Source organism: Streptomyces sp. NPDC001663, assembly GCF_042893105.1.
Lineage (GTDB): Bacteria > Actinomycetota > Actinomycetes > Streptomycetales > Streptomycetaceae > Streptomyces.
Genome location: NZ_JBIAUR010000007.1, coordinates 234,427 through 249,808 on the forward strand (window position 1 = coordinate 234,427; position 15,382 = coordinate 249,808).

General features: G+C 70.6%; 12 protein-coding genes. 7 read left to right on the forward strand and 5 right to left on the reverse strand.

Features of this window, described 5'->3' with window-relative positions:
- Positions 1-85 precede the first annotated feature (85 nt).
- On the forward strand, positions 86-715 hold the full coding sequence (pdxH, locus tag ACFY1L_RS23650; protein ID WP_388828387.1) for a pyridoxamine 5'-phosphate oxidase: 630 nt from the start codon (positions 86-88) through the stop codon (positions 713-715).
- A gap of 278 nt (positions 716-993) precedes the next feature.
- Here pdxH and iscB read toward each other — a convergent pair whose 3' ends face one another.
- Positions 994-2,652, reverse strand: a complete 1,659-nt coding sequence (gene iscB, locus ACFY1L_RS23655; RefSeq protein ID WP_388828390.1) for an RNA-guided endonuclease IscB — start codon at positions 2,650-2,652, stop codon at positions 994-996.
- Between the two features lie 268 nt (positions 2,653-2,920).
- Here iscB and ACFY1L_RS23660 point away from each other — a divergent pair, with 268 nt between their 5' ends.
- On the forward strand, positions 2,921-3,748 hold the full coding sequence (locus ACFY1L_RS23660) for a GNAT family N-acetyltransferase (protein WP_388827577.1): 828 nt from the start codon (positions 2,921-2,923) through the stop codon (positions 3,746-3,748).
- 149 nt (positions 3,749-3,897) lie between these two features.
- A complete protein-coding gene (locus ACFY1L_RS23665; RefSeq protein WP_388827580.1) occupies positions 3,898-5,304 on the forward strand; it encodes a PAS domain-containing protein in 1,407 nt (468 codons plus the stop codon).
- A 57-nt stretch (positions 5,305-5,361) separates the two neighbouring features.
- Here the strand turns inward: ACFY1L_RS23665 and ACFY1L_RS23670 are convergent, their stop codons facing one another.
- Positions 5,362-6,117 (reverse strand): SIS domain-containing protein, encoded by a 756-nt coding sequence (locus ACFY1L_RS23670; RefSeq protein WP_388827582.1) that lies wholly within the window; start codon positions 6,115-6,117, stop codon positions 5,362-5,364.
- A gap of 272 nt (positions 6,118-6,389) precedes the next feature.
- Between ACFY1L_RS23670 and ACFY1L_RS23675 the strand changes: the two genes are divergently transcribed.
- Both ACFY1L_RS23675 and ACFY1L_RS23680 read left to right on the forward strand, forming a co-directional pair.
- Positions 6,390-7,082 (forward strand): metal-dependent transcriptional regulator, encoded by a 693-nt coding sequence (locus ACFY1L_RS23675; protein WP_004000347.1) that lies wholly within the window; start codon positions 6,390-6,392, stop codon positions 7,080-7,082.
- A 585-nt stretch (positions 7,083-7,667) separates the two neighbouring features.
- The gene (locus tag ACFY1L_RS23680; RefSeq protein ID WP_388827586.1) at positions 7,668-8,594 is read left to right on the forward strand and encodes an alpha/beta fold hydrolase; all 927 of its coding nucleotides are present in this window, start codon (positions 7,668-7,670) and stop codon (positions 8,592-8,594) included.
- Positions 8,595-8,718: 124 nt separating this feature from the next.
- On the opposite strand, the gene ACFY1L_RS23685 is transcribed toward ACFY1L_RS23680, so the two are convergent.
- From ACFY1L_RS23685 to ACFY1L_RS23695, 3 genes are read right to left on the reverse strand one after another with little or no spacing between them, the layout of a single operon-like run.
- On the reverse strand, positions 8,719-10,332 hold the full coding sequence (locus tag ACFY1L_RS23685) for a transporter (protein ID WP_388827589.1): 1,614 nt from the start codon (positions 10,330-10,332) through the stop codon (positions 8,719-8,721).
- Positions 10,329-11,102 (reverse strand): ABC transporter ATP-binding protein, encoded by a 774-nt coding sequence (locus ACFY1L_RS23690; protein ID WP_388827592.1) that lies wholly within the window; start codon positions 11,100-11,102, stop codon positions 10,329-10,331. The genes ACFY1L_RS23685 and ACFY1L_RS23690 overlap by 4 nt, the downstream gene beginning before the upstream one ends.
- Before the next feature lie 37 nt (positions 11,103-11,139).
- The gene (locus ACFY1L_RS23695) at positions 11,140-11,793 is read right to left on the reverse strand and encodes a bifunctional DNA primase/polymerase (protein WP_388827595.1); all 654 of its coding nucleotides are present in this window, start codon (positions 11,791-11,793) and stop codon (positions 11,140-11,142) included.
- Between the two features lie 316 nt (positions 11,794-12,109).
- On the opposite strand from ACFY1L_RS23695, the gene ACFY1L_RS23700 reads away from it, so the two are divergent.
- A complete protein-coding gene (locus ACFY1L_RS23700; RefSeq protein ID WP_388827598.1) occupies positions 12,110-13,495 on the forward strand; it encodes a transcriptional regulator in 1,386 nt (461 codons plus the stop codon).
- Positions 13,496-13,709: 214 nt separating this feature from the next.
- Positions 13,710-15,347, forward strand: coding sequence for a hypothetical protein (locus tag ACFY1L_RS23705; RefSeq protein WP_388827601.1), 1,638 nt, complete (start codon positions 13,710-13,712; stop codon positions 15,345-15,347).
- The last annotated feature ends 35 nt before the right edge of the window (positions 15,348-15,382 follow it).

The window sequence follows — 15,382 nt, forward strand, 5'->3', positions numbered from 1 at the left end:
CCGACATCATGCCGAACGGCACCTGCACATACGGCAAGATGACCGCGTGAACGATCGAGACGCCCACCCCCTCGACCCCGCCGCCATGCGCAAGCAGTACCGGGCCGAGGGTCTCGCCGAGTCCGATCTGGCCGCCACTCCGGTGGCGCAGTTCGCGCACTGGTTCGAACAGGCGGCGACGGAGGCCCACCTCTTCGAGCCGAACGCCATGGTCGTCTCCACGGCGAACGCCGAGGGCCGGTCCAGCTCCCGCACGGTGCTGCTCAAGCAGTTCGACGAGCAGGGCTTCGTCTTCTACACCAACTACGACTCCCGCAAGGCCCGCGACCTCGCGGAGAACCCGTACGTCTCGCTGCTCTTCCCCTGGCACCCGATGGCACGCCAGGTCATCGTCTCGGGCATCGCGCGCCGCACCGGCCGCGACGAGACCGCCGCCTACTTCCGCACCCGCCCGCACGGCTCCCAGCTGGGCGCCTGGGCCAGCGCCCAGTCCACGGTCATCCCCTCACGCGCCGAACTCGACGCCTCGTACGCCGAACTCGAGGCCCGCTACCCGGAGGGCGAACAGGTCCCGGTCCCCCCGAACTGGGGCGGCTTCCGGGTGGCCCCGCAGACGGTGGAGTTCTGGCAGGGCCGCGAGAACCGGCTGCACGACCGGTTGCGGTACCTGGCGGAGACGGACGGGGGCTGGCGGGTGGAGCGGCTGAGTCCCTGAGGGCCCGCTGGAAATCCCCGAGAACGCAGACGACCCGCGAGCTCGGGTTCCTCCGCCTCAGCGGAGGAGCCGGCCGGACGTACCGGCGAGCTCGCGGGTCGGGTGACTGCGTTGGATTGGGCCGGCTGCGTGTATCTCGCACACGCTGGTCCGGCGCCGAACCGAGTACGACGGCGGGCCACTAGCCCGCAGCCACCTCTTCCGTCCGGTATGCATACATCTGCCGAACCACCCCCTCTCTGAAGTAACAGCAACACTAGGAAGCCGTAGGGCACGGATCAACCGGTTTTTCGAGATGTTGACGGAGCTCCTTCCGGCCGGAAGGAGTATCCGTATCCGTCGCCCCGCTGGAGGAGCCGCAGATTCCGGTGGCGGACGTTGAACCGGCCTTCCGGTGTGGTGAGGCTGTGCTGCCCGTTGGCTCGGACGGAGATGCGCCCAGTCCACGTGCCCGCCCACCTGCCGATCGGGACCGTGGCTCGTACGAGGTCACCGGTGACGTATCCGAAGTGCTGCTTGGTCCGAGCTCGCTGGAGGCGAGGGAAGCCGAAGCGGTCCGGGGTCGTGCGGGCGTACGAGCCACGCCCTGTCGCCTTGACTACGAGCACCTGGCGAGGCAATCGGACGATCGCGTCGCCGTTCTCGTAGTCCAGGGATCCGACGGATAAAGCGTCGAGGGTGTGCGTCTTTCCCAGTCCCATGGCAGTGCGGTTTTCCTTGGTGCGCACGCCGGGCCAGGTGTGTACGGGGCTGCTGAGGGTAGAGAGCGCGTCCTTGAGCTGCCAGCGGGTCGCGTTCATGACGGCGGCGTCATGGAGTGGCGCCATCATGTGCTGGAGGATCTTCGCGAGGAGGTCGGGGCGATCAGCGAGAAAGACCTCGACGGGGGTGCTGCCTTTTGCTTCGTTGCACGGGACGCAGGCGAGGACGAGGTTGGAGATGCGGCTTGAACCACCTCGGCTGCGGGGTCTGACGTGCTCGATGTTCAGGCGTACTCCAGCGGCGCCACAGTAGGCGCACGCGCTGTTCCACTTGGCGTGCAGGTAGGCGCGCACGTCGGTTCCGGCGAGTGTTCCTTGCGTGTATTCGGCACCGGTGAGAGGTCTGCCCGTGCTCATCGCGTGGGTGTCGAAGGCGACGCTTTCCACGTGGATTTCGGTGACGGGTGCATATCGGCAGAGGCTGGCTGCCTGGGAGTGGGTCGTGTCGACGCGGTGGCGAAGTGAGGGTGGCAGCCATCCCGCGGCGCGCGGTCGGTTGTGTGAACGAGGCGCCCGATAACGGCAGTTGGCCGAGCGTCGCCTTTGTCGGTAGCCAGCGCGTTGTTGCATGCACTTACGGATCTGGTCGCCGCGGTGCTGGAGTTCGACCGAGACGAGGCCGCGTCGGACGGTGACGGTGGCGCCGTGTTCGTTGACTTCCTTCTTCTCGTCGGTGAGGGCGAGTCCGGTGCCTTTGGAGCCGGGATCGATGCGCAGTTGCACGCCTTCGACTTCTGATTCGGCGAGAGTGCGGTCCTTCAGGCGGATGGTGAACGGCACCTGTCGAGCGACTACTGCCCGTCCCTTGCCCAACAGTTCGCGGGCTCGAGCGGGGTGGCACGGCATGAGCGGCCGGCCGTCCTTGGAGAGGACGAAGACCCTGCTCGCGCCGACACCGCCTGTGTACGACTGCTTGTACGTGGGAGCGTCACCGCTCCCATTCTCTGCCGCCTCCGCTGCCGGAGCAGCGTTCTTGGCGTGACGCCGACGGGCTCTGGTGCCGCGCCCGCCGGTCTCCCCTCGCCCATGTTCCCTGCCGGTGTCCCGCACGGTGGCGGGGTGTCCATAGGCCGTTTCGTCCCTGCTCCCAGGGGTGTCTGCTCCCACGGATTCCAGAGCAGGCTGCTGAGGAAGCACAGCCTGGTGGGTCTGCTCGCCTGCAGGAAACGTAGTCATCGGTGCACCTCCCTGATCTCTCTGATCGTGATGACTTGGGCTGGTCACTCGACCCGGCTTCCTTAAGAAGGCAGGCCCCGATTCGCGATCGGTGAAGCGAGTGACCTCCTTTCAGCACGTGAAGGAAACGCTAGTGATCAACATGGTCCGCGCAAGGTCGAATCGACAGATGGCGCTCATTCGTGCGAAGAATCCCAAATCCTCGAACGCGTACCCGATCTTGCTGCTAGACGGGTGATCGTCCGGGACCTCCGTTAGCGTTCCGCGCATGACGGAGCGGCGTGCGATTCTCAGTGGTTCGGTGTTCGAGGAGCAGATCGGGTATGCCCGGGCCGTGGTCGACGGGGACTGGGTGCATGTGTCGGGGACGACGGGGTTCGACTACGGGGCCATGACGATCTCCGACGACGTGGTGGAGCAGGCCGAGCAGTGTCTGCGGAATGTCGGGGCGGCGCTCGCGGAGGCGGGGTGTGGGTTCTCCGATGTGGTGCGGGTGCGGTATCTGCTGCCTGAGAGGGCGGACTTCGAGCCTTGTTGGCCGGTGTTGCGGCGGGCGTTCGGGGAGGTGCGGCCTGCGGCGACGATGCTGGTGTGTGGGCTGGCTGATCCTCGTATGAAGATCGAGATCGAGGTGTATGCGCGGCGGCGGGGGCTGCGGATCGAGGCCGTGCACGGGGAGGGCATGTTGGAGGAGTGGCGGTACGTGCACAACGCCGTTGTGCCGCCTGCCGCGATGTCGCTGGGCGAGGCGCGGGAGCGGCTCGGGCGGTATCGGCTGGAGAACGCGTACCTCGGGGACGTACTCGTCGGGTGTTCCACTGTGCGGCCGCCCGCGGGGGAGGACGCCGTGGCGACCGTTATTGCGCGCGTGCTGCCCGAGTACCGGAGGCGGGGGTTCGGGGCGGCCCTGTACGAGCGGGGGCTCGCCCACGCGCGTGTGCTGGGTGCGCGGGTCGTTGAGACGTGTGTGCTGGCCGCAAATGAGGACGGGCTGCTCTTCGCCCGGAAGCACGGCTTCGACGAGGTCGAGCGGTATGTGCTGGACGGGGTAAGCGATCTGTGGATTGATCTTCGGCTGTCCGCGGGCGGATCATAGGAGAGAGAGCAGGACACAGGTGCACGGCGTACAACGATTCCTTCAATCTTGGGGAACTCGGTGTGTGCTGCGTCACGTTCCAGTTAGATGATTGCGAGTGAGCGAACCGACGCGCCGTACGTGCGGACGCAGCTTGGCAGGGGGTCCAGGTGAGTGCTTCCCGGCGTAGTGGGACCACCGACGAGCTGGGGCCCGATGAGCCCGAGCGGGTCGGCCCGGTGGGTCCTGACGGCTCCGATCTGCTGGCCGCGCTGCTCGACGGGATGGACGCGGCGCTGTGTGCGTTCGATGCGGACGGGGTCGTGACCCATTGGAACCGTGAGGCGGAGCGGATTCTGGGGTGGACCGCTGCCGAGGCGGTGGGGCGGCACGGGTTCGCCGGGTGGGCCGTGCGGGAGGCCGACGCCGAGGAGGTCGAGGGGCGGCTGATGTCCGCCATGGAGTCGCCCGGGCGGCAGGTGCATGAGTTCGCGTTGCTGACCAAGGACGGCGGGCGGGTGCTCGTCAGGACGCAGTCTGCGGCCGTGCGTGGGCCCGAGGGGAAGCCTGCCGGGCTGTACTGCGCCTTCAGCGAGGTGCATGCGCAGATCGATCTGGAGCGGTCCATTGCCCTGAGCGAGGCGTTGTTCGAGGACGCGAGCTGGGGCGTGGTGCTTGTCGATGCCGATCTGCGGCCTGCTGTGGTGAATGCTCATGCGGCGCGTTCGCTCGGGATCGGGCGTACGTCGGCGCTGGGGCGGCCGCTCGGGGAGTTGCTGGCCCAGGGTGTGGAGGAGCTGGAGAGCGCGCTCACGCATGTGCTGGCGGAGGGGGCGCCGCCTGCGCCGGCCGAGATCTGGGTCAGTGTGCGTACGCCGGAGGGCGAGCAGCGGCGGTGCTGGCGGTGCGGGTTCGTGCGGCTGGCTTCACCGCTTGCGGAGGAGCCGGTGCCGTTGGGTGTGGGCTGGCTCTTCCAGGACGTGACCGAGGGCAAGCAGGGGGAGCAGGAGGCGGCGCTGCTGCGCTTCCGGACGAACCAGTTGCACCGGGCGGCTCGGGCGGCGGCCGAGTGTGAGGATCCGCGGGAGGCTGCGACGGTTCATCTGGACTTCGCGCTCGCCGGGTTCGCCGATCATGCGTTGATCGACCGGGTGGCGGGCGGTGCGGTGGCCGACGGGGAGGCGGAGGGGCCGGTACGGCTGGTGCGGGTCGCCGCGACGCCTTCCGGGGCGCCGGGGCCGAGTCTGCTGACCGGGCAGGCGGGGTTGCCGGTGCGGTACGGGCAGGGGCATCCGGCGTTGCAGTGCGTGGAGCGGACGGGGTCCGTGCGGGCGAGTGTCGGGTCTGTGCCGGCCGATCAGGCGCGGGAGTGGGCGCGGGCTCGGCAGTGGCCGTCGGATGCGGTGCATGCGTTGTGTGCGGTGTTGCGGAGCCGGGGGCGGACTTTGGGGGTTGTGACGTTTTTGCGTGGGGCTGGGCGGAGTCAGTTCGAGCGGGTGGATGCGGCGTACGCGGAGGATGTCGCGGTGAGGATCGCGGCGGCGTTGGATCTGTCGGGGGTCGTGGGGCGGGAATAGCGGGCCCTGCCGCCCTCCGCCACCGCCGCTGGGAGATCCGGTCCCTGTCGCCCTTCGCTACCGCCGGTAGAAGATCCGGTCCCCGTACTCCTCCATCACGCGGCCGTTCCACTCGTGGCCGCCGTCCACGTTGCCCGAGCGCAGGAGCGGTGGTTCGATGCCGCGTTCCGCGAGGGTGCCGGCTGCTGTGGCCATGACTGCCTGGAGGAGGGCGCTGGTGACGACCGTCGAGGCGGGGGCGAAGGGGGCCTGGATGGTGTCGAGGGTGAGGGTCGCGTCGCCGAGGGCGATCTTGGAGTCGAGGACGATGTCGCAGTGGTCCTTCAGGTACGTGCCCGAGACGTGGCGGGAACGTGTTTCCGTCGCGTACGCCACCGAGGTGACGCCGATGACCCGTACGCCGAGTGCGCGGGCGTTCATGGCCATCTCGACGGGGAGGGCGTTACGGCCGGAGAGGGAGATGATCACCAGGACGTCGCCCGCGCGCAGCGGGGAGGTGTCCAGCACCGCGCTGGCGAGTCCGTCGACCCGCTCCAGGGCGGAGCCCAGTGTGGCCGGCATCACGTCGACGCCGACGACGCCGGGTACGGCGAGCAGGTTCATCAGGGCGAGGCCGCCCGCGCGGTAGACGACGTCCTGGGCGGCGAGGGAGGAGTGTCCGGCGCCGAATGCGAAGAGGCGGCCCCCGTCGGCGACGGTGTCGGCGATCAGGGTGCCGGCCGCGGCGATGCTGTCGGCCTCCTCGTCGCGGACCCGTTGCAGGAGGTCGATCGCGGCGTCGAAGAACTGGCCGGCCAGTTTGCCCTCGCTCATGCGGGTCCTTCCGGGGGCGGCGTCGGTGTCGGTGTCTGTGCTGTGTCGCGGATCACCGTGCGGTCTGGACCAGTGCGCTGTCAATACGGGCGTCCGGCCGGGCCCGCACACCTGCTCGGATACGGCCGAATACTCGCGGGTACACCCGCGTAACCCCCTGGTTCCAACGGCGCGGCACGGTTGTCAGTGGTATGCGTCAGAATTGAATCCAGGGCCAGCGCACGCGCCGGGAAGCCGTTCGTGCTTCCGGCAGATCTCATCGAGGGGCACGTATGTCCGGACTGATCGACACCACGGAGATGTATCTCCGCACCATCCTCGAGCTGGAGGAGGAAGGTGTGGTCCCCATGCGCGCCCGGATCGCCGAGCGGCTCGACCAGAGCGGGCCGACCGTCAGCCAGACGGTGGCGCGGATGGAGCGCGACGGCCTGGTGTCCGTCGCCAGCGACCGCCACCTGGAGCTCACGGACGAGGGCCGCCGGCTCGCCACGCGCGTGATGCGCAAGCACCGGCTCGCGGAGTGTCTGCTCGTCGACGTGATCGGTCTGGAGTGGGAGCAGGTGCACGCGGAGGCGTGTCGCTGGGAGCACGTGATGAGCGAGGCCGTGGAGCGGCGCGTGCTCGAGCTGCTGCGGCACCCGACCGAGTCGCCGTACGGCAACCCGATCCCGGGTCTGGAGGAGCTGGGCGAGAAGGACGGCGCGGACCCGTTCCTGGACGAGGGCATGGTGTCGCTGGCCGACCTCGACCCGGGCGTGGAGGGCAAGACGGTCGTCGTGCGCCGTATCGGCGAGCCGATCCAGACGGACGCGCAGCTGATGTACACCCTGCGCCGGGCGGGTGTGCAGCCCGGTTCGGTGGTGAGCGTGACGGAGTCGGCGGGCGGTGTGCTGGTCGGCAGCGGCGGCGAGGCCGCCGAGCTGGAGGCGGACGTCGCCTCTCACGTGTTCGTCGCCAAGCGCTGAGCCGTCGACTTCGAGCCGTCAACTTCCGGGACGTGGGGGGCAGTTGGGGTGTCCCGCCGGTTTTCTGCACGGCGGGGCGGGGGCGGGCCGGGGTGAGAATTCTGTGCGGCGAAATCGGAGCGCTCGGACGGTTCGCGTGCGAGGCTGTCGCGTGAGGCATATGACCGGAGGGGGCGGGAGGATGTGCCGCAGACGTGTGGAGGGCCCCGGCGCCGTGTGGCGCCGGGGCCTGTCCTCCCCTGTGCTGACCCGGAGCCCCGAGCTCTCAGGGTCATCCCCTTCGGACCGTTTTCCCCGAGCGGTCCGCCTCCCGCTGAAGATCTCCCCTCGGCGGCGGCGATCATTCCTTGAGCGAGGTCACTCGTACGAGGGGTGTTGCCCGCACAAACAGCATTCTCGAATACCCATTCGATAGTCTCCGGGTGACGAGTCACGCGGAATGTGCGCTTCAGGAGTGAGTACACAGGGCTTCAGGTGAGTGCCCAGCACAGGCAGCTGCACGGCAACGGCAGGACACGGTTCACAGGACCGGCCGGCTCGAGCGGGAGCGAGCGGTCCGAGCGGAGCTAGGGGGGTGCCAGGACCATGGCGCGACGCATCGACGTGACCGGGGCGGGCGGCGTACGACTTGCGGCGTGGGAGTTCGGCGACCCTCCCAAGACCGACCCGGCGATCAGCGTGGCGGAGCCCGCGATTCCGTCGCAGTTCACGGGTGAGCGGGCCGCCCCGCCCGGCCACCAGGACCACGCTCCCGGCGTGCTGTTACTGCACGGCCTGATGGGCCGCGCCTCGCACTGGGCGTCCACCGCCCGCTGGCTCTCCGAGCGGCATCGCGCCGTCGCACTCGACCAGCGCGGCCACGGCCAGAGCGGCAAGCCCCCGCAGGCCTCCTTCACCCGCGAGGCGTATGTCGAGGACGCGGAGGCCGCTCTCGAACAGCTCGGCCTCGCACCGGCCGTCCTCATCGGCCATGCGATGGGTGCGCTGACCGCCTGGCAGCTCGCCGCGAAGCGGCCCGACCTGGTTCGGGGCGTGATCATCTGCGACATGCGGGCCTCCGCGCTGGGTGCCGCCTCGCAGCGGGAGTGGGCGGACTGGTTCAAGGCCTGGCCCGTTCCCTTCGCCACGCTCGCCGACGTACGGAAGTGGTTCGGTGAGGACGATCCCTGGGTGGAGCGGCCGAATGCGGCGCGGGGGGAGTTCTACGCCGAGGTGATGCATGAGTCTCCCGACGGGTGGCGGCCCGTTTTCGATCCCGAGCAGATGCTGAAGTCCCGGGAGACGTGGGTGTACGACGCGCACTGGGAGGAGCTGGCGCAGGTCAGGTGTCCGGCGTTGGTGGTGCGGGGGTTGGACGGGGAGTTGGGGCGGGCGGAGGCGCAGGAGATGGTGCGGGTGCTGCCCCGGGGGGAGTACGCGGAGGTGGCTGATGCGGGGCATCTTGTGCACTATGACCAGCCGGAGGCGTGGAGGGCGGCTATTGAGCCGTTTCTTGACGGCGTGATGGTGTGAGTTGTGCGCCTGTTCGCTCGGGGGGTTCTGTTGTGTGGCGGGTGCGGGTTGTGTGTGGCTTGTCGCGCAGTTCCCCGCGCCCCTGAGGGCGCGTTGCAGGTGTCCCCGCGTCATGAGGGGAGCGTCAGCCCTTGCTCACGGCCATCAGGATCTCCGGCAGGCGGGCTGCCGTTCGTGGTGCTGCCAGGCGTAGGCCCGCCAGTGTGATGGCCGCTCCGTATGCCGCGCCTGCCGGGAGCAGTAGCCAGCCCCAGTCGTCGCCGTTCTTTGCCACGTTCGCCCAGATCGTTGCCGTGATGATCGGAGCGGACAGGAGGGCTGCCGAGACCATGCCGCCGAAGATGGAGATCCAGGCGAGGCCGGTCTGGCCGGGGGCGACGTTCTTGTAGCCCTCCTGGGGGATGGAGTACGGGAAGCGGGCGGAGGTCCAGGCGCCGGTCGCGAGCATCGCGCCGAGGAGGGCGAAGGAGAGGCCGAGGACCTCGGGGAGGCGGGGCCAGTCGCCGAGCATCGCGGTCGTCAGGACGGTCACGAGGGTGGCGTACGGCAGGGTGATCACCAGCAGTGCGAGGGCCCGGCCGCGCAGTTCGACGTAGGCGTCGTGAGCGGACGAGATGGTCGTGGCGACCATCCAGAACGCGGAAGTGTCCTGCCCGAACTGGTTGTACATCTGGATGCCGAGCATCCCCGCGGCGAAGCACGCGAAGTAGACCGAGCCGGTGCCCTGCAGGGCGTTGAACACCGGCACGATCAGGCCGATGGCCAGCGAAGTCACCCAGGCCGCCTTGGTCTTGGGGTCGCGCCACACATAGCGCAGGCTGCGTTCCATGACCGTGCCGGTGCGGCCGGCGGGCAGGAGGCGGGCGAGGCCGGAGGAGGAGGTCCGCTCGCGGGCGCCCGGTTCGGTGGCGGCCTGGAGGGTGGAGCCGTCGGGCGAGGTCATGAGCTTGGTCAGGTGGCGCGACCACACGGCGATCAGGGCCACCAACGCGCCTGCGCTCAGCGCCAGTTGGGCGACCGCGACGCCGTAGGAGCCCTTGCTCACGGAGTGCACCGCGGCGATCGCCGAGGCGGGCGGCACCCACTGGAACACGTCGCCGACCGGGTCGAGTTGTGCCAGCCCGCTCGAACCCAGGTGCTGTGCCCCGAAGTTGACCAGCTGTGCCCCGATCGCGATGACCAGGCCGCTCAGCACCGCGAGGTCGCGGCCCTTGCGGCTGGTCAGCAGGCGGATGTTGGCGGCGGCGACGGCGCGCGCCAGGGCCACGCACACCAGCAGCGCGAGGACGACGGCGACGACACCGACGGCGAACGCCGCCCCGCCGTGCGCGAGAGTGACCACCGAGCCGGTCAGCAGGAGCAGGGTGAACAGCGGTCCGATGCCGACGAGTGAGGCCGCCAGCAACGCCCGTACCAGAGGCTGTGGTTGGAGCGGCAGCATGACCAGGCGGGTCGGGTCGAGGGTCTCGTCCCCGCCGGGGAAGAACAGCGGCATCACCGCCCAGCCGAGCGCCAGCACGGCGACCAGCAGCACGACCACCGCCTCGGCGTGCGCGTGCCCGCGCAGCGCGATCAGGCCGAGCAGCTGCAGCGCCCCGAAGAGCAGCACGACGGCGGCCGACACGACGTAGGCGGCCCGCCGCCCGCCCGACTGCTTCAGGCCGTTCTTCAGCAGCGACAGTTTCAGCCGTACGACGACGGGGGTGATGTTGCGCACGGGGCCGGCGTCGCCCGTCATCGGGCCCCGCCGCCCAGCCAGTCGAGGTCGGAGCCGGTGTTCCGGGCGCCCGCGCCGACGAGTTGGAGGAACGCCTCCTGCAGTGAGCGGGCCTCGCCGCGGACCTCGGCGAGCGTGCCGTGGGCGCGGATGCGGCCGGCGGCCATGACGGCGACCCAGTCGCACAGCGACTCGACGAGTTCCATGACGTGGGAGGAGAAGACGACGGTGGCGCCGGAGGCCGTGTACCGCTCGAGGACGCCCCGGATGGTCTGCGCGGAGACGGGGTCGACCCCCTCGAACGGCTCGTCCAGGAACAGGACTTCGGGATTGTGCAGCAGCGCGGCCGCGAGGCCGATCTTCTTGCGCATGCCGGTCGAGTAGTCGACGACGAGCTTGTGCTGGGCGCCGGCCAGGTCGAGCACGTCGAGCAGCTGCGTGGCCCGCTTGTCGACCTCGGCGCCGGGCAGGCCGCGCAACCGGCCGCTGTAGCCGAGCAGTTCACGCCCCGACAGCCGCTCGAACAGCCGCAGCCCCTCCGGCAGCACCCCGATCCGCGCCTTCACCGCCGCCGGGTCCCGCCACACGTCGTGCCCGACGACCTCGACGCTCCCCTGATCGGGCCGCAGCAGCCCGGTGACCATGGAGAGGGTGGTGGTCTTCCCGGCACCGTTCGGTCCGACCAGCCCGATGAACTTCCCCGCGGGCAGTTCCAGATCGATTCCGGCGACGGCAACTTGCTGCCCGAACCGTTTCCACAGGCCTTGTACACGTACGGCGGCTGACGTCATGCGAAAACACTAAGGGGCCGGGCTGCCGAGAGCAGGATCAGCGGTCCCGTCCGCAGGCGTAGGCAAGCGGCGAGATCAACTCCTCCGCATCCGGCAGCCACCGGTTCGCCGGCGTCGGACGGCACGCCCACTGGACGGCACCTCGCGACCCGAAGCGCGTGGGAGGCGCGGCCACGTACGAGCCCTCGCCCAGCGCGACCAGACTCAGCGACGACAGCGACCAGCCCAACTTGCGCACCAGCTCAGGTACCTTCACCGACGCACCGGGCAACACGAAGAAGTGCATCCGCCGGTCCGGCGTCAAAGTCACGGGACCGAGCGTCAACTCCATGCGCTCCATGCGCGCCAGCGCGAGGAACCCCGCGGTCTCCGGCACCTCGATCGCGTCGAACGTCAGGCCCGTCGGCAGCAGAATCGACGCCGTCGGCTGCTTCTGCCACATCCGCCGTGCGACCGTCGCACTGCCGGTGGCCTGCGTCGCCCAGTCCTCCCGCGCCGGATGCGCGCCTGGCGCGGCGCACGCGGCATCGCCGCAGGAGCAGCACTGCACCCCGTCGACGGCTTCCAGCCAGGTGCCGGGGAAGACGTCCCAGTGGCGCTCCTCGGCGTAGCGTACGGCGGTCTCCAGCAGCGATTCGCCGCGCTGCTTCGGAATCTGAGCGGCTTCGGTGCCCGCGATCGTCTCTTCCACGGTGAACTCAACTCCCGCATCCACCTCGGGTTACGGGGGTAACGCGCGCGGGGGAGGGGCATCGATTCCGTATCTGGGGCGCATGGATGCATCTGTGGGGGCGCGCGGGAGGAACCTCGGCCCGGACTGGGTAGCCACGCTTGGGGTCGGCTTCCGCCTTTACCCCGGCAATCCTCGCATGCCTCGCATTTTCGGTATGTCCGCGGGGCATTGATCTTCGAGGCCGATCTTTTCGCTCGGAGGAGCAGGGCGTTCGGTCACGTAAGGCACGCCAACTCGGTGCGTGGGCAGGCACCGCAGCCACAGGGGGTACGCCATGGCCGCAAGGCCTCTCGTCGCGCGGCAGCCGAACGAACGGCTGCAGGCGCTCATCCAGGAGGCGGGGTGCTCGAACGCCGGGCTCGCCCGCCGGGTCAACATGTGCGGCGCCGAGCACGGCCTCGACCTGCGCTACGACAAGACGTCCGTGGCCCGCTGGCTGCGCGGCCAGCAGCCGCGGGGCCGGGCGCCCGCGATCATCGCGGAGGCGCTGGGCCGCAAGCTCGGCCGTACGGTCACGATCGACGAGATCGGCATGGCCAACGGCAAAAACCTTGCTTCGGGTGTCGGTCTCCAGTTCTCGCCGACGGTGCTGGGGGCCATCGAGCAGGTCTGCGAGCTGTGGCGCAGCGACGTGGGCCGGCGGGACTTCCTGTCCGGCTCGTCCGTCGCCGCGTCCGCGCTCGTCGAGCCGAGCCGCGACTGGCTGATCTCCTCGCCGGACTCGCAGGTGGCGCGCTCGGCGGGCCCGCGGGTCGGGCAGTCCGACGTGGCGGCGGTGCGGGCGATGACCCAGGCGCTCGTGGACCTGGACCACCAGTACGGCAGCGGGCATGTGCGGCCGGTCGTCGTGCACTACCTCAACAGCGTCGTCTCGGGGCTGCTGGCGGGGTCGTACCGGGAGGCCGTCGGGCGCGATCTCTTCGCCGCGGTGGCCCGACTGACCGAGCTCGCGGGCTACATGGCCGTCGACACCGGTCAACCGGGCCTGGCCCAGCGGTACTACATCCAGGCGCTGCGGCTCGCACAGGCCGCCGGCGACCGTGGTTACGGCGGCTATGTGCTCGCCGCCTCCATGAGCCACCTCGCCGCACAGCTCGGAAACCCGCGCGAGATCGCCCAGTTGGCGCGGGCGGCGCAGGAGGGGGCGCGTGGGCGCGTGACACCGCGCGCGGAGGCGATGTTCTATGCCGCGGAGGCACGCGGGCACGCGTTGATGGGCGACGCGCGGGCGGCCCAGGTGGCGTCCGGGCGGTCGGTGACCGCGCTGGAGTCGGCCGACGCCTCGTCCGGGGACGACCCGGCGTGGATCACGCACTTCGACGAGGCGTATCTGGCGGACGAGTTGGCGCACTGCCACCGGGACCTCGGACAGGCCGAGGCGGCGGCGCGATGCGCGCAGGAGTCCCTGACCGGGCTGCCCGAGACGAAGGCGCGCAGGCGGGCCATCGGCTATGTGCTGCTGGCCAGCGCGCAGGTGCAGCAGCGGGAGATCGAGCAGGCCTGCAACACGGGCCTGAAGGCCGTGGAGCTGCTCGAGTCCCTACGCTCCAACCGGGGCGCCGAGTATCTGGAGGACTTCCAGCAGCGGCTGGAGCCGTTCCGGGACGAGCCGGTGGTGCGGGAGTTCGGGGCGCGGGTGGAGCTGCAGGCGGCGGCGTGAAACGGGCGACCGGCCGTTGCGTGAAGCTGCGGGAAACGGCCGGTTGCCGCGCAGAAACGGTCGGGAAGGGTGACATATACAGCGGTCTGTAGAGCGGTTCTGTTACCGCTGTCACAGGTAGGGAGGTTGCGGCCTGAGCTGCGTGGCACCCGGCTCGGGGGACCCGGTAGCGTGAGCCGACGATTCACAAGGTCCCCCATTAGTAGGAGTCCCGGTGACGCAGAGTGGACAGGGCGAGGAGCCCTCGCAGCGCCAGGCGCGCGAAGGCATCGTGCTGCCCTCGGACGGCGGCGAGCCCTTGCTGCCGGGCATGCTGGGCGGACAGACCGGCCACCAGGCCGGCCCGTACGCCGGCCAGCAGAGCGGCCCCTACAACGGTCAGCAGAGCGGTCCGTACGGCGGGGCGCAGAGCGGCACGTACGGCGGCCAGCAGACCGGCGCCTCGGCCCCGCCCGAGGGCCAGGCCTGGGGCACGCCGTGGGGTCCCGAACAGCAGCAGTACCAGCCCCAGAGCCCGGCCCCGCAGCCGGGCCAGGGCTGGCCCGCGCCGCCGGACCAGTCGTGGGGAGCACCCGAGCCGTCCCAGCCGCTGCCCCCGGAGGGCACCCCGGCGCAGCCGTACGGGGGCCCGCCCCGGATATCGCAGCCGGCGGCGAACATGCCGCTGCCGCCCGCCGCTGCCGACGGCGGCCAGAGCCTGCCGCTGCCCCCGGCCGTCGACGAGGGCGCCACCCAGTACATACCGCCGGTCGCCGGCCCCGGGGGAGCCGGGCAGTATCTGCCGCCCGTCGCCGCGGCGGCGGACGAGCAGGCGACGCAGTACATACCGCCCGTCGCGCCCGGCGCGCTGCCGCCCGAGGTGCAGGGCGGTGAGTCCGTCTCCGAGGCGACGCAGTTCCTGGGGCGCGCGCCGTACGCCGGTGCCGGTCCGCTGCCGCCGGCTTCCGGACCCGACGCCGAGGCCACTCAGTACATCCCGCCCGTGACCGGCGCCGGGGCGCCGTACGGCATGCCGCAGGGCGGGGACCGGCAGCCGCCAGCGGAGTTCGACAACCTCTTCCGCAGCGGGCCGGGCGGCGAGAGCCCGGCCGCGGCCACGCAGTATCTGCCGCGCTTCGAGCAGCCCGAGGCCGCCCCCTACGGCCAGCCCGCCCCGCAGGCCTCGTACGCCCAGCCCGGCCCCTCCTACGCCCCGCCGGGCGACGGCGGCCGCGGCGGCCGGCCCCGGTCGCGGGTGCCGCTCATCGCAGCCGTCGGCATCGGCATCGTCGTCCTCGGTGTCGGCGCCGGTGCGCTGCTCGCCGGCGGCGGGGGCGACGACGGCGGTGACAAGAACCAGCCGGTGTCCGCCACGGCCCCCGCGACCGACGGCTCCGCCTCGCCGTCCGCCGACCCGGCGAAGCAGCAGGCGGTCGCCCTGGACAAGCTGCTGGCCGACAGCGGTGACAGCCGGGCCTCGGTGATCCGCGCGGTGGCGAACGTGAAGGGGTGCAACAACCTGGACACGGCCGCCTCCGACCTGCGCGACGCGGCCAAGCAGCGCAACCAGCTGGTCACCCGGCTGTCCGGGCTGTCCGTCGACAAGCTGCCGAACAACGCCGCGCTGACCGACGCCCTCACCAAGGCGTGGCAGGCGTCCGCGTCGGCCGACAACCACTACGCGGCCTGGGCCGACCAGGTCGCCGGCAACAAGAAGAGCTGCAGGAAGGGCCAGGCCCGCGGCACCGGCCAGACCCAGGCCGGCAACCGGGCGAGCGGCACCGCGAGCCAGCAGAAGGTCAAGGCCGCACAGCTGTGGAACGCGATCGCGAAGACGTACGGCCTGACCCAGCGCCAGCCGGTCCAGCTGTGACCCGCGACTGAGCCGCGGACGTGAGCGCGGGCGTG